Here is a 22,169-nt window from a genome sequence, read left to right as displayed (position 1 = left end):
GCTGAGGGATGACTTCTGCGGATTTCTCGATCGTCCTTCCGGAGTTTTTGCTCGCCGTCTACGCGATGGTGGCCCTGCTCGCGGGTGTGTGGTTCGGCAAGGACAAGCTTGCGCCGACGCTGCTGTGGATCACCTCCGGCGTCATGCTGGTGATCGCGGCCTGGATCGGCCTGGCCGAGGTGGGCTCGCATGAGGCCTTCGGCGGCCTCTTCATCGACGACGCGTTCTCGCGCTTCACCAAGGTGATGATCCTGATCGCGGCCGCGCTGGTGCTCGCGATGGGCACCGATTACATGCAGCGCCGCGGCCTGCTGCGCTTCGAATACCCGATCCTCGCGACGCTGGCCGTCATCGGCATGATGATGATGGTTTCGGCGGGCAACCTCATGTCGCTCTACATGGGGCTTGAGCTGCAATCGCTCGCGCTCTACATCGTGGCCGCGCTGCGACGCGAGAGCGAGAAGAGCTCGGAAGCGGGTCTGAAGTATTTCGTCCTTGGCGCGCTGTCCTCGGGCATCCTGCTCTACGGCGCTTCGCTGACCTACGGCTTCGCGGGCACCACGCAATTCGCGGGCATCATCGGGGTCGTGCAAGCCGGTCACCTGCCGATCGGCCTGCTGTTCGGCATGGTCTTCCTGATCGCCGGTCTCGCCTTCAAGGTCTCGGCAGTGCCGTTCCACATGTGGACGCCCGACGTCTACGAGGGCTCGCCCACGCCGGTCACCGCCTTCTTCGCAACGGCGCCGAAGATCGCCGCGATGGCGCTGATCGCCCGTCTCGTCTTCGACGCCTTCGGCCAGGTGCCGGCGGAGTGGGGCCAGATCCTCGCGCTGCTCGCGGGCCTGTCGATGGTCTGGGGCTCGGTCGCGGCGATCGGTCAGTCGAACATCAAGCGCCTGATGGCCTATTCCTCGATCACCCATATGGGCTACGTGTTGCTGGGCCTCTCGGCGGGCACGGTCGAGGGTGTGCAATCGATGCTGACCTACATGGCGATCTACGTGACGATGAATGTCGGCGTCTTCGCCTTCATGCTTTCGATGGAGCGTGACGGCCAGCCGGTGACTGAACTCAAGGCGCTCAATCAATACGCCCGTCAGGCCCCGGTCAAGGCGCTGGCGATGCTGGTGCTGCTGTTCTCGCTCGCCGGTGTGCCGCCGATGCTGGGCTTCTTCGCCAAGTTTGCGGTGCTCGAAGCGGCGCTGCACGCGGGCTATATCTGGCTCGTGCTGCTGGGCGTGATCGCGTCGGTCGTGGCGGCCTTCTACTACCTGCGGATCGTGTTCTACATGTATTTCGGCAAGGAGACGGATCCGCTCGACAATCGGATGCCCGCGATCCAGTGGGGCCTTCTGGTGGTCTCGGCGCTGGCAATGCTGATCGGCATCTTCAACCTCTTCGGCATCGAGGGCGCGGCCCAGGCTGCGGCGGCGGCTCTTGTCAACTGAGCGCGATGACTGGCCCGAGGGCGTGGCGCGACACGTCCTGCCCTCGGTCGATAGCACCATGGATGAAGCGGCCCGGCTAGCGCCGGGCCTCTCCGGTTCAGCCTGGATCTTCGCGCATGAGCAGACCGCCGCGCGCGGCAGGCGCGGGCGGGCGTGGCGCGCGCCATCCGGCAATTTCTCGGCGACCCTGGTGATGCGGCCCGAAGGCGGGCTGGCTCATGCCGCGCTCTATTCCTTCGTCGCGGCACTCGCGTTGGAGGCCGCGCTCGCGCATGTCGCGGGACCGCATGCGCGGCTGACCATCAAATGGCCCAATGACGTGCTGCTGAACGGCGGCAAAGTCGCGGGCATCCTGCTCGAGAGCCTGCAGGGCGCAGAGACAATCGCGATTGGTATCGGCGTGAACCTCGCAGTGGCCCCCGAGCGGTCCGAGATCGAGCCCGAGGCGATGGCGCCGGTCAGCCTGCTGGGCGAGACCGGGATGCAGATCGCTCCGGTCGACTTCCTGCCGATGCTGGCGCAGGCCTTCGATCATTATGATCGACAGTTCCGCGATTACGGCTTCGACGCGATCCGCAATGCGTGGCTCGCGCGGGCGGCGCGTCTGGGCGAAGAAATCACCGCACGCGTCGGCGGCGAAACCTATCGCGGCACCTTCGAGACGATTGACCAGACCGGCGCGCTGATCCTGACGACGCCCGAGGGCCGCCGTGCCATCTCGGCGGCGGATATCTTTTTCTGAGCGGAAGGGGGGAGCCATGCTTCTCTGCATCGACTGCGGCAACACCAACACCGTCTTCTCGGTCTGGAACGGGACGGATTTCGTCGCCACATGGCGGATGGAGACGAACCACCAGCGCACGGCGGACGAATATTTCCTCTGGCTGTCGGGCATGATGCGCGTGCAGGAGATCGCAGGCGCGATCACCGAGGTCATCATCTCCTCGACCGTGCCGCGGGTGGTCTTCAACCTGCGGGTTCTGTCCAACCGTTACTTCAACTGCCGCCCGTTGGTCGTCGGCAAGCCCGAATGCCGCCTGCCGGTGGAGCCCCGCGTCGATCCGGGCACGACCGTCGGGCCGGATCGCCTCGTGAACACGGTTGCGGGCTATGACCGGCATGGCGGCGATATCGTCGTCGTCGATTTCGGTACTGCGACCACTTTCGACGTGGTCGCCTCCGACGGGGCCTATATCGGCGGGGTGATCGCACCCGGCGTCAACCTGTCGCTCGAGGCGTTGCACGCCTCCGCGGCCGCCCTACCTCATGTCGATGTGACGATGCCCGAGAAGGCGATCGGCACCAACACCGTCGCCTGTATCCAATCGGGCGTTTTCTGGGGCTATATCGGCCTCGTCGAAGGCGTCGTGCGCCAAATCCGGCTCGAGCGGGACCGACCGATGAAGGTCATCGCGACCGGCGGTCTGGCAGAGCTGTTCAGCCAGGGGTTCGACCTGTTTGACAGTGTGGAATACGACCTTACCATGCACGGCCTTCGCCTCCTCAACGACTATAACAAGGACCTTCCCGCGTGAGTGACAGACTGATCTACCTCCCCCTCGGCGGTGCCGGCGAAATCGGCATGAACGCCTATGTCTACGGCTACGGCCCAGAGGGGAAAGAGCGGCTGATCGTTGTCGATCTGGGCGTGACTTTCCCGGATATGGACGGCACGCCCGGCGTCGACCTGATCTTCGCCGATCTCGAATGGCTGGAAGCGAATGCCGACCGCATCGACGCGATCTTCATCACCCACGCGCATGAGGACCACATCGGCGCGCTGCCGCATGTCTGGAACAAGCTGCGCAAGCCGGTCTACGCGCGCGCTTTCACCGGTCGGATCGGCCAGCTGAAGCTGGAAGAGGCGGGCATCCCGCCCGAGACGATCCAGATCGTCGAGCCGCGCCCGAAGGTGATCGAGGCCGGCCCGTTCAAGGTGCAATTCGTGCCGATCTCGCATTCGATCCCCGAAAGCTCCGGCCTCATCATCGACACACCTGCGGGCCGCGTCGTGCATACGGGCGATTTCAAGCTCGACGGCAACCCGATCGTCGGCGAGCCCTTCGACCCCGAAATGTGGCATGCCATTGCCAAGGAAGGCGAAGGCGTGAAGGTTCTGGTGAGCGATTCCACAAACGTCTTCTCCCCGCTGCCGGGCCGCTCGGAGGCCACTTTGGCCGAGCCGATCTCGGAACTCATCCGCGCGCAGACCGGCATGGTCGTCGCGACCACCTTCGCCTCGAACGTGGCGCGCCTGAAGACGCTTGCCGAAGCGGGCAAAGCCGCGGGTCGGTCAGTCTGCCTGCTGGGGCGTGCGATGAAGCGCATGGTCTCGGTCGCCGAGGAAACCGGCGTGCTGAAAGGCATGCCCGGCACGATCTCGGCGGAAGAGGCGACCGACGTGCCGCGCCAGAACCTGATGCTGATCGTGACCGGCTCCCAGGGCGAACGACGCGCTGCCTCGGCCCAGCTGAGCCGCGGCAAGTACCTGGGGCTCGAGATGAAGGAGGGGGACACGTTCCTGTTCTCCTCGAAGACGATCCCGGGCAACGAGCGCGGCGTGATCCGGATCATGAACGCGTTCTCCGAGATGGGAGTCGACGTGGTGGACGATCACGGCGGGCTCTATCACGTCTCGGGCCACGCCAACCGCCCCGATCTCGAAGCGGTACACGAACTGATCGCGCCGAAGATGCTGATCCCGATGCATGGCGAGCATCGCCACCTGCGCGAACATGCGAAGCTGGCCGCGGACAAGGGGATCGCGTCGGAAGTCGCGACGAACGGCACGATGATCGACCTGACCGGCGAGGTGCCGAAAGTCGTCGAATATATCGAAGCGGGCCGCACCTATCTCGACGGTTCGGTGCAGATCGGCGCGATGGACGGCGTGGTGCGCGACCGGATGCGCATGGCGCTGAACGGCTTGTGCCTCGTGACGGTGATCCTCGACGAGCAAGACCAGCCGCTGGGCGAGCCCTGGGTCGAGCTGAACGGCTTGCCGAAACTGGGCCGCTCCGGCGCGCCGCTGGCCGAGACGATCGAGGACGAGATGACCGAATATCTTGAGCGCGCGCCGGTCAAGATCCTGAGCAATGACGACAAGCTGGACGAGGGCCTGCGCCGCATCGCCCGTCAGGTCGCGATGGAAGAGATTGGCAAGAAGCCCGAAGTGATCGTCGTCACGAGCCGTCTGACCGAGTGAGCGCGAGTCCGCGCCGTCAATGGCGCGGATCGCGAAGGGGTAGGGCGTCGCTCCATCCTCAGAGACAAAGAAAAGCCCCACCGGAGGACGCCTCCGGCGGGGATACTTTTACCAATACGAAAGCGTCAGCTGTCCGCGCTGTCCTCGGCGGTCTCTTCGATCGCGCCGGGGCGGAAGGAAACGGTGAGGAAGTCCGGGACGTGGTCGCCCATGCCCACCACTTCGTTCTCACGCTCGCGACGGTTGCGGCCCCCGCGGGAGCGGCGTGCGTTGCCTTCGTCACTACCCTGATCGCGGGGCTGCGATTTCGGCGCGCTCGCGGTCTCCTGGGGCTCGCTGCGAGCCTCTTCGGGTTGAGCCTCGGTCTTGGAAACTTCTTTTTGCTCTTGCGGTGCGGCGATCTGCGGTTGCTGCGTCTCTTCGCTGCGCTCGCGTTTCGAGCCACGCCCGCCGCGATCGCGGCTGCGCCCGCCACGCGAGCGACCGCCCTTGGAGTCCTCGCGCTTGCGCGCGGGCTGCTTCGCACCTTCGGACAGCTCGAACCCTTCCGGCGGCTCGGCGCGCGGGATTTCCTGCTCGACGAGGCTTTCGATCTGGCCGAGGAATTTCTCGTCCGAGGGGACCGCGATCGAGATCGCCGTGCCCTTGCGGCCCGCGCGACCGGTGCGGCCGATCCGGTGGACATAGTCCTCGGCATGCATCGGCAGGTCGTAGTTGAACACGTGGCTCACCGAAGGCACGTCGAGGCCGCGCGCGGCGACGTCAGAGGCGATCAGCAGCTTCAGCTTGCCATCGCGGAAACTCTCGAGCGTGCGGGTGCGCTGGCTCTGGTCGAGATCGCCATGGATCGGGGCCGCGTCGAAGCCGTATTTCTGCAGGCTTTTCGCAACGATATCCACGTCGACCTTGCGGTTGCAGAAGACGATCGCATTGGTGCAGGCCTCGCCCTCGGCCTCGATCACCGCGCGCAGCAATTCGCGTTTGGCTTTCGCGGTCTGGTCGCGGCGCGCCGGTTCGATCTCGATCAGCTTCTGGGTGATATTCGCGCCCGTCGTCGCCTGACGCGCCACTTCGATGCGCACCGGCGCATGCAGGAAGGTGTTGGTGATCCGCTCGATCTCGGGCGCCATCGTGGCCGAGAAGAACAGAGTTTGGCGCGTGAAGGGCGTCAGCTGGAAGATGCGTTCGATATCGGGGATGAACCCCATGTCGAGCATCCGGTCGGCCTCGTCCACGACCATGACCTTCACGTCGGTCAGGATCAGCTTGCCGCGCTCGAAATGGTCGAGCAGGCGGCCCGGCGTCGCGATCAGCACGTCGACGCCCTTGTCGATCAGTTTGTCCTGCTCTCCGAACGATACGCCGCCGATCAGCAGCGCGCGGGTGAGCTTGGTGTTCTTGGCGTAGAGGTCGAAGTTCTCGGCGACCTGCGCTGCCAATTCGCGCGTCGGGCACAGCACGAGCGAGCGCGGCATCCGGGCGCGGGCGCGGCCCCGACGCAGCAGCGTCAGCATCGGCAGGGTGAAGCTGGCGGTCTTGCCGGTCCCGGTCTGCGCGATGCCGAGCACGTCCTTGCCCTCGAGTGCGGGCGGAATGGCGCCAGCCTGAATGGGCGTCGGCTCTTCGTAGCCAGCGTCGACAACGGCGGAAAGGACCTTCGGGTCCAGCTTCAGATCGGTGAATTTCGTCATGGGTATCCTTGGTTTACCTTTAATCGCGTCCTGTCGCGACCCGCATCGGGCGGGGCCGCTATCGGGCGCTTGAGGAACCGGGCGCCCAGGAAGAGCCCCGCCGGATTACGGAGCTTGGCTGCGGCGTACCGGATTGCGACGCAAAGGTCAATCTTTTCAGGGCAGGGCCACTAACCGGCGGGCGGGACGCTCCTATGGCAAGGGGCTCTTGCAAAGGGGCACGGAACCTGACCTTCTGAACGGGGTTTGATCCCGAAGTGTGACGAGGGACAGATATGGCAGTCGCGGAATCGGCGGGTCTCGGCCCGGTATTGGCCTTTGCGCTGGTAGGTGTTTGCGGTGTCGGCGCGCAATGGCTGGCATGGCGGATGCGCCTTCCGGCCATCGTGATCATGCTGGTCGCAGGGCTTATTGCGGGTCCAGCGACCGGGCTTTTGAACCCGAGCCGCGACTTCGGTGAGCTGCTGAGCCCGTTGATCGCGCTCGCGGTGGCGGTGATCCTGTTCGAGGGCGGGTTCTCGCTGGATTTCCACCGTCTGGGCGACGCGAAAACCGGGGTCAGGCGGCTTGTCTTCATCGGCGCGCCGCTTGGCTGGTTTCTCTCGGCACTCGCGCTCGTCTGGGGGGCGGGGCTGAGTTGGGAAAGCGCGGCGGTCTTCGGCGGCATCATGGTCGTTACCGGCCCGACGGTGATCGCGCCGCTTCTGCGCACGGCGAAACTTGCCCGCCGCCCCGCACGGTTGCTGCAATGGGAAGCCATCGTGAACGACCCGATCGGCGCGCTGGCGGCGGTTCTGGCCTTCGAGGTGGTGTTCACGCTGCGCTCCAACCTGCCGATGGGCGAGGCGGTCTGGCATCTCGCGCTCGGGATCGGCTTTGCCGCGGCGATCGGCGGCGCGGTCGGCTGGGGCATCGCGCGCAGCTTCTCGCGCGGATGGGTGCCGGAATTCATGAAAGTCCCGGTGCTGTTCGCGACCCTTTTGGCGACCTTCGCGGTGACCGATTACGTGCTGCATGAAAGCGGGCTGCTCGCAGTGACGGTGATGGGGCTGGTGATCGGAAATGCCGATTTGCCCTCCTACGAGGAACTGCGCCGGTTCAAGGAGCATGCGACGGTGCTTCTGGTCTCGGGCGTGTTCATCCTGCTCGCGGCGAATATCGAGATCGACCAGCTGGCCGCCCTCGACTGGCACGCGCTGTTGTTCGTCGTCCTGGTGGTGCTGGTGGCCCGCCCGATGACGGTGCTGATTTCGCTGATAGGGACGGGCCTGCCGCGCAACGAGCGCCTGCTGATCGCCTTCACCGGCCCGCGCGGGGTGGTGCTCGTGGCGGTTGCGGGCCTTTTCGGTCAGCGTCTGGCCGAGATCGGGGTGGCCGACGGGCTGCGTATCGGGCCGCTGGCCTTCGTACTGGTGCTGGTGACTGTGATCGTGCACGGCTTCACCTTGGCGCCGCTGGCGCGGAAGCTGGGACTGGCCAATGCCGACAAGCCGGGGCTGCTGATCGTGGGCGGCTCGCGCTTCACGTCGGCGCTGGCCGAGACGCTGAACAAGGCCGAGGTGCCTGTGCTTATCACCGATCCGAACCATGCGCACCTGATCAGGCCCCGCGCCAATGGGCTCAAGACTTTCTACGGCGACATTCTGGGCGAGGCGGCGGAGGACAAGGTCGAGCTGATGGCTTATTCGACCCTGCTCGCCGCGACCGACAACGACGCCTATAACACGCTTGTCGCGACCGATCTCGCGCCCGAGCTGGGCCGCGACAAAGTCTGGCAGGTGCCGCGCCAGAAGGACGATCGCGAACGCCACGCGCTGCCGACGCAGCTCGGTGGGCGCCGCTTTGGTGAGGGGCGCACGCTCGAGGGGTGGGAGACACTGCTCGCCGAGGGCTGGCGCTTCCGCGTGACCCGGATCACCGAGGAATACACGCTGGCCCAGTGGCGCGAGAAGCGACCCAAGGCGAAGCCCGTGATGGTCGTGGCGAAGAGCGGTGACCTTCGCTTCGTGATCGACCCGGCCGAAATGAAGGTCGAGCCGGGCGGGCGGATCATCTCGCTGCTGCCGCCCGAGGCCTTCGAGGAAGAGACCGCGCAGAAGGCCAAGGCCGGGGAGAAACCCTCGGGCCAGCCTGGCCCCGCCGCGCGGATCCCTTGAGGTTCATTCGATCCGGGCGGTGGCTGATCGGCGGGCGATCACCGCGCCGTCGCGGCGCAGCGCGATCTGGCCCGCGTAGGGACCTTTGGGCCAGCCGTCAGGCGGGGTCTTTTTGCCGACATAGCGGAAGAACCGGGCCTTGGGTGCGTCGACCTCGCTGGTCGTACTGATGCTGATCCCATCCGGGCCGGTGATCTCGAAACTGATCGTGTCTCCCGCACGCAGGCCGAAGCCGTAGCCCCAGAAGATGAGGGCGGGTCCGGTTTCGCGGGGCGGCGGCAGGGGGTCGCCGGCGAGGATCGCGTTGAAGCGCGGCGGTGCGGCGGTGAACCCGGTCGCGAGCCAGCCGCTTGGTGTGTAGGGGAAAGGATCGGACCAGAGACTCTGCGATGCGGCAGCCGCGCAGGTGTCCTGCATCTCAGGGTCGAAGGGATCAACGACCGTGCCCTCATGGCGCAGCGACAGATGCAGATGCGGGAATTCCGCCTGACCCGATTGGCCGACGAGGCCGAGCGGGGTGCCCGCCTCGACCCGCGCGCCACGTGCAACGGAAATCGAGCCTTCGCGCAGATGGCAATACTGGGTCTGCCAGCCGCGTCCTAGATCGATGACGATCCCGTTGCCGCATTCCTTGCCCGCGACCATTCGTCCGCTGACATAAGCCCCGTCGGGCTCTCCATCGCGGGTGGCGACGACCCGGCCCGGCGCGGCGGCGATCACCTTCACGCCCTCCTGCATCTGCGCTTCGGTCAGGAGCGCGAAATCGGTGCCCTTGTGGCCGTCATAGGTCAGCCCGCCGCAACCCGCATCGCGCGCGCCGGGACCGGGGTCGCGGTCGACGTAATTCTGGATGTAGCAATCCTGGCCAAGGGTGCAGTCGACCGGCATTTGCAGCGTCGGCGCGTCAAATAGAAAAGTCCCGGCCATGCAGGGCACGGCCGGGACGAGAAGGCTTATCACTACCGCGCGGAGCACGGCCTAGATCATTCGGCGGTCAGCAGGCGCGGCTTGGAGCCGGAGATCCGCTTCTTGCCCGGTTCCTCGACCTTGATGACGATCTTGTCGTCCTTGATCGAGACCTTGGCGACACCGCCCTTCGTGAGCTTGCCGAAGAGCAGCTCTTCGGCGAGCGGCTTCTTGATATGCTCCTGAATGACCCGGCCCAGCGGACGCGCGCCCATCTTGTCGTCGTAGCCCTTCTCGGCGAGCCAATTTGCGGCGGCCGGGGTGAGCTCGATATGGACGTTGCGGTCGATGAGCTGCGCTTCGAGTTGCAGCACGAACTTGTCGACCACCTGCAAGATCACCTCGCGCGGCAGCGGCGCGAAGCTGACCACCGCGTCCAGACGGTTGCGGAACTCGGGCGTGAAGGTCCGCTCGATCGCGGCCATATCCTCGCCTTCGCGCCGATCGCGCCCGAAGCCGATTGCGGTCTTCGCCTGTTCGGCGGCGCCCGCATTCGAGGTCATGATCAGGATCACGTTGCGGAAGTCGACGGTCCGGCCGTTATGGTCGGTGAGCTTCCCGTGATCCATCACCTGCAGCAGGATGTTGTAGACATCCGGGTGGGCCTTTTCGATCTCGTCGAGCAGCAGCACGCAATGCGGGTGCTGGTCGACGCTGTCGGTCAGCATGCCCCCCTGATCGAAGCCGACATAGCCCGGAGGCGCACCGATCAGACGCGAGACCGCGTGCTTCTCCATGTATTCCGACATGTCGAAGCGCATCAGTTCCACGCCGAGCGTATCGGCGAGCTGCTTGGCGACCTCGGTCTTGCCGACACCGGTCGGACCCGCGAAGAGGTAGTTGCCGATCGGCTTCTCCGGCTCGCGCAGACCCGCACGGGCCAGCTTGATAGCGGAGGACAGCGTCTCGATCGCCTTGTCTTGGCCGAACACGACGCGCTTAAGGGACTTCTCGAGATCCTTGAGCACCTCGGCATCGTCCTTCGAGACCGATTTCGGCGGAATCCGCGCGATCTTGGCGACGACCGCCTCGATCTCTTTCGGACCGATGGTCTTGCGCCGCTTGCTTTCGGCCACGAGATGTTGGGCCGCGCCCGCCTCGTCGATCACGTCGATCGCCTTGTCGGGCAGCTTGCGGTCATGGACATATCGCGCCGACAGTTCCACCGCCGTCTTGATGGCGTCGTTGGTGTAGCGGATGTCGTGGTGCTTCTCGAAATAGGGCTTCAGACCCATCAGGATCTTGATGGAGTCCGGCACCGAGGGCTCGTTCACGTCGATCTTCTGGAACCGGCGGCTCAGCGCGCGGTCCTTTTCGAAGTGCTGGCGGAACTCCTTGTAGGTGGTAGAGCCCATTGTGCGCAGCTTGCCGCCCTGAAGCGCGGGCTTCAGGAGGTTCGAGGCATCCATGGCACCACCCGAGGTCGCGCCCGCACCGATCACGGTGTGGATCTCATCGATGAAGAGGATCGCGTCGGGATGCTCTTCAAGCTCCTTCACCACGGCCTTCAGGCGCTCTTCGAAGTCACCGCGATAGCGGGTGCCGGCGAGCAGTGCGCCCATATCCAGCGAGTAGATCGTCGAATTGGCGAGAATTTCCGGGGTCTCCCCGCGGGTGATCTTCAGCGCGAGGCCTTCCGCGATCGCGGTCTTGCCCACGCCGGGATCGCCCACCAGAAGCGGGTTGTTCTTGCGGCGGCGGCAGAGGACCTGAATGCAGCGCTCGACCTCATGCTCGCGCCCGATCAGCGGGTCGACATCGCCCTTCTCGGATTTCGCGTTGAGGTTCACGCAGTATTTCTCGAGCGCGGAATCCTTGGCTTCGGCCTGGGTCGCCCCTTCGGCCTTGGCCTCTTCCTCGGCACCCGACACCGGGCGCGTTTCGCCAAACTCCGGATCCTTCGCCACCCCATGCGCGATGAAGTTCACCGCGTCGTAGCGGGTCATGTCCTGCTCTTGCAGGAAGTAGGCGGCGTTGCTTTCGCGCTCGGCGAAGATCGCGACGAGCACATTCGCCCCGGTCACTTCCGAGCGGCCCGAGCTTTGGACATGGATGGCCGCGCGCTGGATCACGCGCTGGAAGGCGGCGGTCGGCACGGCTTCCGAGCCTTCGATTTCGGTCACGAGGGTGGACAGTTCATCATCGATGAACTCCACCAGGGTCTGGCGCAATTCGTCGGTATCGACGGCGCAGGCCTTCATCACCCGCGCGGCGTCCGGCTCGTCGATCAATGCGAGGAGCAGGTGTTCTAGCGTCGCGAGTTCATGCTTTCGGGCATTGGCGAGCGCCAGCGCCCCGTGGATTGCCTGTTCGAGCGTATTGGAAAACGACGGCATTATCTGCTCCTTTCCTCGAAGGGCGGCGCGGGAGGATACCCAGCCTAGTGTTGCCCTATAAGATTAAAGTTCGGTGGAATTCGTCGCGCTTCAAGTCTTTTCATGCCCAAAAACCGATCGGACTCCGATTCGTACGGAAAAAACGATCATTTAGCGGGCGCGACGGTGCAGGGATACCGATGAGGCGCGCAATATCTAGGGGAGTTGCGTTTGACCTCTCCCATATGGGGAGGGTTTTCGCGGGTTCAAGCGCCCTGACGGTTACTTGGGCGACTCGGCGCGGCTTTGCGCGGTGTCGTGCTGCGTGTCCTCGTGGACTGGCGGGCGGCGCGCCGCACTTTGGTGCAGTTCCGCCGCCAGTTCGGCGTCTTCGGGGTCGGTTTTGCCCTTGGATGCGGGCGCCTTGCCGGGGCGCTTGGTGGCTCTGGTTCCCGGGGAAGCATCCTCTCTCTTTTGGGGCGCGTCCTCCTCGTCCTCGTCGCCTTCCTCCTCGAGCTCCGCCTCGGAATGGGCGGCTGGCGAATGTTCCAGCAGCAGCGCGATGATGTCGGTCCGGGTCAGGATGCCGACGAGCCGCCCGCTTTCGGTCACCGGCACGACCCGCGCCTCGCGTCGGGCCAGCCGTTCGAGCAATTGGCCCACCGGCGTGTCGCCCTCGACGGTCTCGATATCGGTATGGAAGATCGCGCGCACCTCGGCTTCGGGCGGGGCGGCGCGGAACCGCAGGGGGCGGCGCAGGATGTCGAACTCCTTGAACAGCTCTTCGAGCGCGTCATGCTGATCGACCACACCCAGATAGTATCCCGAATTGTCGACCACAGGCAGTGTGTGAACGTTGAGCGCGGTCATCTTGCGCACGATCTCGGACAGCGGCGCTTCGGGGCTGACGGTCACCGGGTTCTGCGTCATCAGATCGCGCACATGCGTGTCGGCCAGAAGCGACTCGGCGGCGCGGTGTTCGGCCACCGCCATGAGCCGTGCCAGATCGGCGGGGTCCATGTTGGCCGACTGGTTGAACTCGACCAGCAGGTTCGACAGGTCGCGCTGACTGAGCGAGCGGGCCGGGCCGCGCGCACGTCCGACATGGGCCGGGGAATAGGCGAGAGGGCGCGTCGGGTAGGAAATCCCGAAGAGCCGGTTCCAGACCATTGCGAACCCGATCATCAGCACCGTCATCACCGCGATCGGGAAGATCGCGAAATCGAAGCCGAGACGCCGCCCCGCCTCGTGTTCCAAGATCACGAGCAGCGCGATCCCGGCGGCTGGCGGATGCAGCGCGCGCGCGGCCATCATCGCCGCGATCGACCCGCCCACTGCGAGCCCGTCCGCATAGGGTGGAGGGGTCACCATCAGCACCGCGACCGGCACCACGGCGGAGATCATCATCCCCATCATCGCGGACCACGGCTGCGCCAGCGGCGAGTTCGGCAGAACGAACAGGAGAACCGCCATCGAGGCGAAGCTGGACACGAGATAGATCCCGGCCTGTCGTGAATGGGGCAGGGTGGCCACGATGAAGGTCACGACGAGGATCGCCACTCCAGCGCCCACCGCGCCGCGCAGGATGTCGACCGCGGGCCTACGCCCCATGGAGGGGCCGAAGCGGCGCAGCTGGCGGCGGACATTCTTGGGCAGGCGTGAGATCGGCATCGGTTCGCTGGGGTTGAATTCGCGACAGGTATCGCGCCTGCCACGCGCGGATGCAAGCGCGGGGGCGGCGAGAGGCCGGGCGGTGGGGACGCCATCTCAGAGCTAAACGCTCCCCGAAGCCCGTCTGGCATCTTGCCATCAGGCGCGGCGCGTCTATGGTCGGGCGCGAATTCTCAGGCAGGACGAAAAACGGGGAGAGCGCGATGGCCGGACCGATAGACAAGACGCTGCGCGCGGCGAAGACCCATGCAAAAAGCGGAGCTTTCGCGGAGGCCGAGGCGCTCTATCGCGAGGTTCTCGCGCGATTTCCCGGCAACAAGCGCGCGCAGGCCGGGCTGGCCGAGATCTCGCAATCGCGCGCGAGCCGCCCGGTGAACCCGCCGCGCCCGGTGATCGACCAGCTCTTCGGCCTGAAGAAGGCGGGCCGCGATCGCGAGGCCGCCGAAGTCGCCTCCCGTGTCCTCAAGCAATTCCCGCGCGCCCCTGCCGCGATGGAAGTGCGGGCCGCGGCGCTCTCGACCCTGGGCGATCACGAGGGGGCCGCGGCGCTCTTTCGCGAACTGGTAGGTATGTTTCCCGACGCGCCCGATGCTCACGGCAGCTACGGCAACGAGTTGATGGCGCTGAATCGTGACGACGAAGCCGTGGTCGAATTCGAGCGCGTTCTGGAATTGCGCCCAGGCGACCCGGTTGCGCTCAACAATATCGGTAACGCCAAGCGCCGCGCGGGCGAGCAAAGCGAGGCGCTCGAGATGTATCGCGCCTCCCACGAGGCCGCACCCGATTTCGTCGAGGCACAGCTGAACCTCGCCAACGCGCTCGTCCTGAGCCATAAGGCGCAAGAGGCCGAGCCTCATCTGTTGGAAGTTCTTGCGAAGTTGCCCGACAATTTCCGCGCCTTGACGACGATGGGCGACGTGCGACGTGAACTCGGCGACAAACCGGGTGCGATCGACTATTACAAGCGTGCGCTCGCAATCAATCCAGACCATGTCGAAGCGCTGGCGTCGCTGATTATGGCGACGCGTATTTCCGAAGGCGATCCTCTCGTCGCACGTCTCGAAGGTCTGCTTGAGGCACCGCATCATTCGGAGAGGGAACGGGTCCGATACGAATTCGCCCTGGGCAAAGCCTATGAGGATATCGGCGACACCGACAAATCCTTCGCTTTCTATGCACGCGGCAATGCGCGTCGCAAAGAGCTGCTGGGCTACACGATCGAACAGGACGAGACTCTGTTCGCGCAGATCGAGCAGGCCTTCCCGGCCGTGCCTGCAGCCATTCCCGACGCCGCGCAAGATAGCCCGGAGCCGATCTTCATCGTCGGCCTGCCGCGCTCCGGCACGACGCTGAGCGAACAGATCGTGAGCGCCCATCCGATGGTCGCGCCGGGCGGCGAGTTGATTGAACTCGGCAGCCCATTGTCCCAAATCGACTGGTCGAATCCAGAGGACTTCCGCGCGAAGGCAGAGGAGATCCGCGCCGAATATCGCGAGGTTCTGCGCGCGCACGCCAAAGGCGCGCCTTTCGTGACCGACAAGATGCCGCTCAACTTCCGCTGGGTCGGGGCGATCCGGGCGCTGTTCCCCAAGGCAAAGATCATCCATCTTCAGCGCGATCCGCGCGCGGTGATCTGGTCGATCTATCGGTTGAATTTCGGCTCCGATGGCAACGCCTACGCGCATAGCCTCGATGATCTGGTGGCTTATCGGGCGTTGCATCAGGACCTGATGGCGCATTGGAAATCGCTCTTCGCCGAGACGATTTATGACCTGAACTACGAGCGTCTGGTGGAAAATCCGGAGACCGAAATTCGCGCGCTGCTCGACTATCTCGAATTGCCCTTCGACGAGGCTTGCCTTCGCCCGCAGGACAACAAGCGCATCGCCCGCACCGCATCGCGCGATCAGGTGGTCAAACCGATCTACAAGGGCAGTTCTCAGGCGTGGGAGAAATACGCCCCGTATCTGGAGGCGGCATTCGCGAAGCTCGACTGATGTTCGGTCTTCGGCCTAATTGCGCCCGCTCCTCTGCGGGCGCATTTCGCTGAGCGTTCCGTTCGGACGGTCTTCGTTCCCGTTTGTCGGCGCCCCTCCCGGTGGCGCTGCTGCCGTGCTTGTCATCGCGCGGCGGCTCGCTATGGTCGGGTCGATTTCGCGAAGGAGAGCCGATGGCCGGGTCCGTTGACAAGATGCTGCTCGCCGCACGTGGCCATGCCAAGCGCGGGGAATACCGGCAGGCCGAGGCGCTTTACCGTGACGTGCTCGGCCGTTTTCCGGGCAACAGGCGCGCCAAGGCGGGGCTAGAAGCGCTCGCGCAGGTCAGCAAGGCGATACCGGCCGCGGGGCCGCCGCGCGCGCTGCTGCAGCAGTTGATGGGGTTGATGCAGACGGGGCGCAACCGCGAGCTCGTCCAGCAGACGAAACGGGCGCTGAGAGAGTTTCCGGAGGCCATCCTCTTGCTCGAATTAAAAGCTGCGGGGGAGGGGGCCCTGGGCGATCACGACGCTGCAGCCGAGACCTATCGCCGCCTGATCTCCTTGCGGCCCGATCACGCCGACACCCACGGCAACCTGGGCAATGAACTGATGGAGCTGGGGCGCCATGAAGACGCGATCGCGTCGTTCGACCGCGTATTGGCGCTGCGCCCGGGTGACCCCGTGGCGCTGAACAATCAGGGCAATGCCTTCCTCGCGCTCGGCCGCGAGATCGAGGCGCGCAAACGGTTCGAGGCGGCGCTGGAGGCCGTAGCGGACGATAAGCTCACTGGCGATGCGATGTCTGGGGCCGCACAAGCGCGGTCGCCCGACCCGCGCCATGTCTTCGCGTTGAACAACCTTGGCAACATTCTACTCGCCGAAGGCGACATCGCCGGGGCACGGACGCGGTTCGAGGCGGCGCTCGGGGCCGATCCGAGCTATGCCGAGGCGTGGTGGAATCTCTCTCGCCTGCATGGCTTCGCGCCGGACGATCCACTGCTTTCGCAACTCGAGGCGCAGGTCGCGGCGGAGGCGCATTCCGAGCATGACCTGATGCTGCTCGAATTCGCGCTCGCCAAGGCGATGCACGATGTGGGCGGGACGGAGCGGGCCTTCGCGCTCTGGCAGTCGGCCAATGCGCGGCGCAAGGCTGAACTGGGCTATGACATCGCGCAGGATCGCAAGCTTTTTGCGCAGCTGCGCAAGCGTTTTGCCGCGCCCCATCCGCCAATCCCTGAGACAGAGACCGACAAGGCCGCACCGGTGCCGATCTTCCTGCTGGGCCTTCCGCGCTCGGGCACGACGCTGATCGAGCAGATCGTTACCCAGCACAGTCAGGTCGCGCCCGGAGATGAGATCGCCACGCTCGATCGCGAGATGAGTGCGCTCGACTGGAGCGACCCGGAGGCGCTTAACCGGGAGGCGGGGCGGATACGTTCCGCCTATTACGGGACGCTCACCAGACTGGCCGATGGCAAGCCGTTCGTGACCGACAAGATGCCGCTCAATTTCCGCTGGATCGGAGCGATCCGGGCGCTGTTTCCGCGCGCTTCGATCGTGCATGTCCATCGCGATCCGCGCGCGACCCTCTGGTCGATCTATCGCAACTTCTTTTCCAGCACGGGCAATGGCTACGCACATGATCTGGACGATCTCGTGGCCTATCACGGGCTCTATCGCGATCTGATGGCGCATTGGGCGGTGCAGCCCGGGGCGGTCGTCGATTGCGACTACGAGGCGCTGACGGAAGCCCCCGAGGCGCGCAGCCGCGCGCTGATCGATGCGCTCGGGCTGCGCTGGGAAGACGCCTGCCTGCGCCCGCAGGACAACGCCCGCACGGTCGCGACGACATCGGACACGCAGGTGCGCAAGCCCATCTACAAGGGCAGTTCGCAGGCATGGGAGAAATATGCGCCCTATCTGGAGGCCGCTTTCGCGAAGCTAGACTAAGCGCGGGCTTGTGGCGTGAGGAAGGCTCGCTAAGCTGACCGCACGCAACGGAAAGTTCCGCCATGCCCGAACTCTCACATATGCTCGCTTTCGGTGCCGTGGCGCTTGCGATGGTGCTGAGCCCCGGCCCGAACATGATCTATCTCGTCTCACGCACGATCTGCCAAGGGCGGCGCGGGGGGCTGATCTCGCTGGGCGGGGTGGCATTGGGGTTCGTCGTCTACATGCTCTGTGCCGCCTTCGGGATCACCGCAGTCGTTCTTGCCGTGCCTTATGCCTATGACGCGCTGCGGATTGCCGGGGCGCTCTATCTGTTCTGGCTGGCATGGCAGGCCGTGCGACCGGGCGGGCGCTCTGCCTTCGAGACGCGCGAGTTGCCGGTCGACGGGCCGCGCAAGCTGTTCTTGATGGGGTTCGTCACCAACCTGCTCAATCCCAAGATCGCGGTGATGTATCTGTCGCTGCTGCCGCAATTCATCGACCCCGCAGCCGGATCGGTGCTGGCGCAATCTCTGGCGCTTGGCGCGGTGCAGATCGTGATCTCGGTGAGCGTGAATGTCGCCATCGTGATCGGCGCAGGCGCAATGGCCCGGTTCCTCGCGACGCGCCCGCTCTGGATGCGGGTGCAATGCTGGGCGATGGGGACGGTGCTCGCCGCGTTGGCGCTGAGCGTGTTGCGCGATGCGCGGCGGTGAGGTTCAGAACCGGTCCTTGCGGGCGCGGGCTTCGGTGAAAACCTCGACGGGTGACGCGCTCTCGGGCAGGCCGAGCGCGTCGCGCAGTTGCGGATCGGTGCCGCGCAGGAACGGGTTGGTGGTCTTCTCAAGTGCCAGTTCGACCGGAACGGTGGGCCGGGACTGGGCGCGGGTGGCGCGAACATCTTCCATCCGCGCAAGAAGGTTCGGATTCTCCGGCTCGATCGAGAGCGCAAAGCGACCGTTCGCCTCGGTATATTCGTGCCCCGAACAGACCAGTGTATCGTCGGGCAGTTCGCAGAACCGGCTCAGCGTGTCGAACATCTGTTGCGCCGAGCCTTCGAAGAGCCTTCCGCAGCCCCAGCTCATCAGGCTGTCGCCGGAGAACAGCAGGCCGCCTTCGGGGAAGTAATAGGCGATATGGCCGACCGTGTGGCCGTCGGCGGCAAGAATTTCGACATGCTCCATCCCGATCGCGAGTTTCTCGCCCGGCGAGACCTCCTGATCGAGCTTGGGCAGGCGATGTGCGTCCGCCTTGGCACCGACGATTTTCGCCCCCGTCGCCGCCGACAACGCCTGAACACCGTCGATGTGATCGGCGTGGTGATGTGTCAGCAGGATGAGATTCGCTTTCCAGCCCCGTTCGTTCAGCGCCTTCAGGATCGGAGGCGCTTCTGGAACGTCGATCACGGTGGTTGTGTCCGTCGCCGCCTCATGCACGACATAGGCATAGTTGTCGGAGAGGCAGGGAATGATGAGAAGCTCAACGGCCATGGTGTTTTCTACCGCTTTGATTATCTTGGAACATAGCTAAGCCGAAGGAAGCGAAAGGCGCAATGCATCTCGACGTACTCGACCTGCGGAATTTCTACTACCGGACGCAGCTAGGCCGCGCGGCGCAGCGGGCAATCCGGGACCGGGTTGTTTCGATGTGGCCCGCGACGGGGCCGCAGATGGCGGGGCTCACGGTGGCGGGCTACGGCTTCGCGGTGCCGCTGCTGCGTCCTTACCTGGAGCCCGCGCGCCGGGTGATCGGCTTGATGCCGGCAGAGCAGGGCGTGATGCCGTGGCCAGCGGGCATGCCCAATGTCTCCGTCCTGTGCGACGAGGCGCGCTGGCCGCTGGAGACGGGCCGGGTGGATCGGCTGATCGTGATGCATGGGCTGGAGACCTCGGACAATTCCGAGGCCCTGATGCAGGAATGCTGGCGGGTGCTGGGCCCGGGGGGCAGGGCGATGTTCATCGTTCCGAACCGGGCCGGGCTCTGGGCGCCGCGCGAAGCCACGCCCTTCGGCTTCGGCAAGCCCTACACTCTGGGGCAACTCGACCAGCTCGCGCGCCGTTCCGGCTTCGTGCCCGAACGTCATACCGGTGCGCTCTATATCCCGCCGAGCCATCGCCGCTTCTGGCTGCGCTCGGCTGCTATGTGGGAACGCGTGGGCACCAAGGCCGCCGGCGTGCTGGCCGCCGGGGTGGTGATGCTCGAGGTCTCCAAGCAAGTCCATGCGCGCCGCGATTCAGGTCTGGGCGCGCGCGTGCGCAAGCCGCTTTCGATTCTCGAAGGGGCGGTGAAGCCGGCGACGGACCCGGTTTGAGCCAGAGTTAACGCCTCGCGCGCGGCAGAACGTCGCCGCGCAACACTCAGGTTCGCATACCGCCCCGGGGCGCAACTCTCGGTCGTCCGCCGCAGGTGCGGAATAATTATCCGACAGCCAACGCGCATTGAGGTGAATCACTTCCGCACAGCGATCCGTGACCGAGCGCTCCAAATTCCTGTTAGCGCCCACAAAATCCTCCTCTTCCTGTCACCTTCCCGCGACGAAGGGCATATTGGGGGGCTTCTGCTCACATTCTCGTGCTCAAGACGGTTGCGAGGGGGGGATTGCTCTGCTAGTGACCTCCCCGATAAGCGGCGCGGAGGGCATGTCTCAAGCGCGCCGGGGGAGCGCCCCAAGGCCTGTTCCGGGTCGGGGCAAAAAAGCATCGGAAGGGTGGACGTGTCCGAACCAGCTTCGATTTCCGCAAGCATCGCCGGCCGCTATGCGCTGGCCATTTTTGAACTCTCGCGCGAAGAAAATGCCCTCGCCGCGCTCGAAGCCGATGTCTCCGCGCTGTCGGAGGCGCTGGCGGGCTCTGCCGAGCTGCGTGAGGTGATCGCATCGCCGGTCTACACGCGCGACCAGCAGGCAGCCGCGATTGGCGCTCTGGCGGGGAAAATGGGTCTGTCGGACCCGATGTCTAATGGCCTGCAGCTGATGGGTGCCAAGCGTCGCCTCTTCGTGCTGCCGCAGCTTCTCAAGGCGCTGTCGGACCTGATCGCGGACGAGAAGGGCGAAGTGACCGCCGATGTCACCTCGGCCAACGAGCTCAGCGCCGCGCAGGCCAAGAAACTCGCCGAAGTGCTGAAGAACCAGACGGGCAAGACCGTCAAATTGAACACCGCCGTCGATGAAAGCCTCATCGGTGGCATGATCGTAAAGCTGGGCTCGCGCATGGTCGACACGTCGATCCGTTCGAAGCTCGCTTCTCTCAAGAACGCCATGAAAGAGGTCGGATAAATGGGCATCCAAGCAGCTGAGATTTCTGCGATCCTCAAGGAGCAGATCAAGAATTTCGGGCAGGACGCCCAAGTGGCCGAAGTCGGTCGCGTGCTGTCGGTTGGCGACGGTATCGCGCGCGTCTACGGGCTCGACAACGTCCAGGCCGGCGAGATGGTTGAATTCCCCGGTGGTATCCGCGGGATGGCACTGAACCTCGAAACCGACAACGTCGGCGTCGTGATCTTCGGTTCGGACCAGGACATCAAAGAAGGCGACACCGTCAAGCGCACGAACTCCATCGTGGACGTGCCGGTCGGTGAAGCGCTGCTCGGCCGCGTGGTCGACGGTCTCGGCAACGCGCTCGACGGCAAAGGCGCCATCGAAGCGAAAGAGCGTCGCGTCGCCGACGTGAAAGCCCCGGGCATCATCCCGCGTAAATCGGTTCACGAGCCGATGGCGACCGGCCTCAAGTCGGTTGACGCGATGATCCCGATCGGCCGTGGCCAGCGCGAGCTGATCATCGGCGACCGTCAGACCGGCAAGACCGCAATCGCGCTCGACACCATTCTGAACCAGAAGTCGTACAACGACGCCGATCCGTCCAACAAGCTGCACTGCTTCTACGTCGCGATCGGCCAGAAGCGCTCGACCGTGGCGCAGCTGGTGAAGAAGCTCGAAGAGACCGGTGCGATCGAATACACCACCGTGATCGCCGCGACCGCGTCGGACCCCGCGCCGATGCAGTACCTCGCGCCCTACACCGCGACCGCGATGGCCGAATATTTCCGCGACAACGGCATGCACGCGCTGATCATCTATGATGACCTCTCGAAGCAGGCTGTCGCTTATCGTCAGATGTCGCTGCTGCTGCGTCGCCCGCCGGGCCGCGAAGCTTACCCGGGCGACGTGTTCTACCTGCACTCCCGCCTGCTGGAGCGTTCGGCGAAGCTGAACGAAGACTTCGGCGCCGGTTCGCTGACCGCTCTGCCGGTCATCGAAACCCAGGGCGGCGACGTGTCGGCCTTCATTCCGACCAACGTGATCTCGATCACCGACGGTCAGATCTTCCTCGAGACGGAACTGTTCTACCAAGGTATCCGTCCCGCCGTGAACACCGGTCTGTCGGTGTCGCGCGTCGGCTCGTCGGCTCAGACGAACTCGATGAAGACCGTTGCAGGCCCGGTTAAGCTGGAACTCGCACAGTATCGCGAAATGGCGGCCTTCGCTCAGTTCGGCTCGGATCTCGACGCCGCAACCCAGAAGCTGCTGAACCGTGGTGCGCGCCTGACCGAGCTGATGAAGCAGCCGCAGTATTCGCCGCTCACCAACGCGGAAATCGTTGCGGTCATCTTCGCGGGGACCAACGGCTATCTCGATAACATCCCGGTGTCCGAGGTTGGCAAGTTCGAACAGGGTCTGCTGGATTACCTGCGCAACTCGCGCAAGGACATCCTCGACTGGCTCACGAACGAGGATCCGAAGATCAAGGGTGACGCGGCCGACAAGCTGAAAGCCGCTATCGACGAATTCGCCAAGACCTACGCGTGATTGGCC

General features: G+C 64.9%; 16 protein-coding genes. 11 read left to right on the top strand and 5 right to left on the bottom strand.

The annotated features are described in order from the left end of the window. The first annotated feature begins 8 nt into the window (after positions 1-8). Genes nuoN through B6V75_RS04865 form a run of 4 tightly spaced genes read left to right on the top strand, consistent with a single transcriptional unit; the run spans position 9 to position 4,653 of the window. The gene (gene nuoN, locus B6V75_RS04880) at positions 9-1,448 is read left to right on the top strand and encodes an NADH-quinone oxidoreductase subunit NuoN (protein ID WP_075774488.1); all 1,440 of its coding nucleotides are present in this window, start codon (positions 9-11) and stop codon (positions 1,446-1,448) included. Continuing rightward, on the top strand, positions 1,438-2,190 hold the full coding sequence (locus B6V75_RS04875; RefSeq protein ID WP_075774489.1) for a biotin--[acetyl-CoA-carboxylase] ligase: 753 nt from the start codon (positions 1,438-1,440) through the stop codon (positions 2,188-2,190). The genes nuoN and B6V75_RS04875 overlap by 11 nt, the downstream gene beginning before the upstream one ends. 16 nt (positions 2,191-2,206) lie before the next feature. Beyond that, the gene (locus B6V75_RS04870; RefSeq protein WP_088718897.1) at positions 2,207-2,983 is read left to right on the top strand and encodes a type III pantothenate kinase; all 777 of its coding nucleotides are present in this window, start codon (positions 2,207-2,209) and stop codon (positions 2,981-2,983) included. A 47-nt stretch (positions 2,984-3,030) separates the two neighbouring features. Further along, positions 3,031-4,653 (top strand): ribonuclease J, encoded by a 1,623-nt coding sequence (locus tag B6V75_RS04865; RefSeq protein WP_077701370.1) that lies wholly within the window; start codon positions 3,031-3,033, stop codon positions 4,651-4,653. A 125-nt stretch (positions 4,654-4,778) separates the two neighbouring features. On the opposite strand, the gene B6V75_RS04860 is transcribed toward B6V75_RS04865, so the two are convergent. After that, positions 4,779-6,344: a DEAD/DEAH box helicase gene (locus B6V75_RS04860; protein WP_088718896.1), complete on the bottom strand. Its 1,566-nt coding sequence runs from the start codon at positions 6,342-6,344 to the stop codon at positions 4,779-4,781. Positions 6,345-6,619: 275 nt separating this feature from the next. On the opposite strand from B6V75_RS04860, the gene B6V75_RS04855 reads away from it, so the two are divergent. Next, a complete protein-coding gene (locus tag B6V75_RS04855) occupies positions 6,620-8,500 on the top strand; it encodes a cation:proton antiporter (RefSeq protein ID WP_075774493.1) in 1,881 nt (626 codons plus the stop codon). A 3-nt stretch (positions 8,501-8,503) separates the two neighbouring features. Here B6V75_RS04855 and B6V75_RS04850 read toward each other — a convergent pair whose 3' ends face one another. The 3 genes from B6V75_RS04850 to B6V75_RS04840 all read right to left on the bottom strand — a co-directional run bounded on the left by B6V75_RS04850 (position 8,504) and on the right by B6V75_RS04840 (position 13,452). Next, positions 8,504-9,427 carry a M23 family metallopeptidase gene (locus B6V75_RS04850; RefSeq protein WP_088718895.1) on the bottom strand — a complete coding sequence of 308 codons (924 nt, stop codon included), beginning with the start codon at positions 9,425-9,427 and terminating at the stop codon, positions 8,504-8,506. A 56-nt stretch (positions 9,428-9,483) separates the two neighbouring features. Further along, positions 9,484-11,802: an ATP-dependent Clp protease ATP-binding subunit ClpA gene (clpA, locus tag B6V75_RS04845; RefSeq protein ID WP_088718894.1), complete on the bottom strand. Its 2,319-nt coding sequence runs from the start codon at positions 11,800-11,802 to the stop codon at positions 9,484-9,486. A 261-nt stretch (positions 11,803-12,063) separates the two neighbouring features. Further along, positions 12,064-13,452: an HPP family protein gene (locus B6V75_RS04840; RefSeq protein WP_088718893.1), complete on the bottom strand. Its 1,389-nt coding sequence runs from the start codon at positions 13,450-13,452 to the stop codon at positions 12,064-12,066. A 203-nt stretch (positions 13,453-13,655) separates the two neighbouring features. Between B6V75_RS04840 and B6V75_RS04835 the strand changes: the two genes are divergently transcribed. From B6V75_RS04835 to B6V75_RS04825, 3 genes are all read left to right on the top strand, one after another. Next, positions 13,656-15,449: a sulfotransferase gene (locus B6V75_RS04835; protein WP_168174443.1), complete on the top strand. Its 1,794-nt coding sequence runs from the start codon at positions 13,656-13,658 to the stop codon at positions 15,447-15,449. Positions 15,450-15,622: 173 nt separating this feature from the next. After that, entirely contained in the window at positions 15,623-17,380 is a 1,758-nt protein-coding gene (locus B6V75_RS04830; RefSeq protein WP_088718891.1) for a tetratricopeptide repeat-containing sulfotransferase family protein, read from the top strand. Between the two features lie 62 nt (positions 17,381-17,442). Further along, positions 17,443-18,075, top strand: a complete 633-nt coding sequence (locus B6V75_RS04825; RefSeq protein ID WP_088718890.1) for a LysE family translocator — start codon at positions 17,443-17,445, stop codon at positions 18,073-18,075. A gap of 3 nt (positions 18,076-18,078) precedes the next feature. On the opposite strand, the gene gloB is transcribed toward B6V75_RS04825, so the two are convergent. Continuing rightward, on the bottom strand, positions 18,079-18,849 hold the full coding sequence (gene gloB, locus B6V75_RS04820; RefSeq protein WP_075774500.1) for a hydroxyacylglutathione hydrolase: 771 nt from the start codon (positions 18,847-18,849) through the stop codon (positions 18,079-18,081). Positions 18,850-18,911: 62 nt separating this feature from the next. On the opposite strand from gloB, the gene B6V75_RS04815 reads away from it, so the two are divergent. The 3 genes from B6V75_RS04815 (at position 18,912) to atpA (ending at position 22,163) form a co-directional block, all read left to right on the top strand. Next, complete coding sequence (locus B6V75_RS04815; protein WP_075774501.1) at positions 18,912-19,670, top strand: methyltransferase domain-containing protein; 759 nt, start codon at positions 18,912-18,914, stop codon at positions 19,668-19,670. A 402-nt stretch (positions 19,671-20,072) separates the two neighbouring features. After that, positions 20,073-20,633, top strand: coding sequence for a F0F1 ATP synthase subunit delta (locus B6V75_RS04810; protein ID WP_075774730.1), 561 nt, complete (start codon positions 20,073-20,075; stop codon positions 20,631-20,633). Then, on the top strand, positions 20,634-22,163 hold the full coding sequence (atpA, locus tag B6V75_RS04805; protein ID WP_075774502.1) for a F0F1 ATP synthase subunit alpha: 1,530 nt from the start codon (positions 20,634-20,636) through the stop codon (positions 22,161-22,163). The last annotated feature ends 6 nt before the right edge of the window (positions 22,164-22,169 follow it).

Origin of the sequence: Thioclava sp. F1Mire-8, assembly GCF_002213165.1 — a bacterium.
Classification (GTDB): domain Bacteria; phylum Pseudomonadota; class Alphaproteobacteria; order Rhodobacterales; family Rhodobacteraceae; genus Thioclava; species Thioclava nitratireducens.
This window is presented reverse-complemented; position numbering and strand designations above follow the sequence as displayed.

Excerpts from the sequence above, each read along its gene's own strand:
- nuoN (WP_075774488.1), top strand. The coding sequence starts at position 9 with ATGACTTCTGCGGATTTCTCGATCGTCCTTCCGGAGTTTTTGCTCGCC.
- B6V75_RS04870 (WP_088718897.1), top strand. The coding sequence starts at position 2,207 with ATGCTTCTCTGCATCGACTGCGGCAACACCAACACCGTCTTCTCGGTC.
- B6V75_RS04865 (WP_077701370.1), top strand. The coding sequence starts at position 3,031 with ATGAACGCCTATGTCTACGGCTACGGCCCAGAGGGGAAAGAGCGGCTG.
- B6V75_RS04860 (WP_088718896.1), bottom strand. The coding sequence starts at position 6,344 with ATGACGAAATTCACCGATCTGAAGCTGGACCCGAAGGTCCTTTCCGCC.
- B6V75_RS04855 (WP_075774493.1), top strand. The coding sequence starts at position 6,620 with ATGGCAGTCGCGGAATCGGCGGGTCTCGGCCCGGTATTGGCCTTTGCG.
- B6V75_RS04850 (WP_088718895.1), bottom strand. The coding sequence starts at position 9,427 with ATGGCCGGGACTTTTCTATTTGACGCGCCGACGCTGCAAATGCCGGTC.
- clpA (WP_088718894.1), bottom strand. The coding sequence starts at position 11,802 with ATGCCGTCGTTTTCCAATACGCTCGAACAGGCAATCCACGGGGCGCTG.
- B6V75_RS04840 (WP_088718893.1), bottom strand. The coding sequence starts at position 13,452 with ATGCCGATCTCACGCCTGCCCAAGAATGTCCGCCGCCAGCTGCGCCGC.
- B6V75_RS04835 (WP_168174443.1), top strand. The coding sequence starts at position 13,656 with ATGGCCGGACCGATAGACAAGACGCTGCGCGCGGCGAAGACCCATGCA.
- B6V75_RS04830 (WP_088718891.1), top strand. The coding sequence starts at position 15,623 with ATGGCCGGGTCCGTTGACAAGATGCTGCTCGCCGCACGTGGCCATGCC.
- B6V75_RS04825 (WP_088718890.1), top strand. The coding sequence starts at position 17,443 with ATGCCCGAACTCTCACATATGCTCGCTTTCGGTGCCGTGGCGCTTGCG.
- gloB (WP_075774500.1), bottom strand. The coding sequence starts at position 18,849 with ATGGCCGTTGAGCTTCTCATCATTCCCTGCCTCTCCGACAACTATGCC.
- B6V75_RS04815 (WP_075774501.1), top strand. The coding sequence starts at position 18,912 with ATGCATCTCGACGTACTCGACCTGCGGAATTTCTACTACCGGACGCAG.
- atpA (WP_075774502.1), top strand. The coding sequence starts at position 20,634 with ATGGGCATCCAAGCAGCTGAGATTTCTGCGATCCTCAAGGAGCAGATC.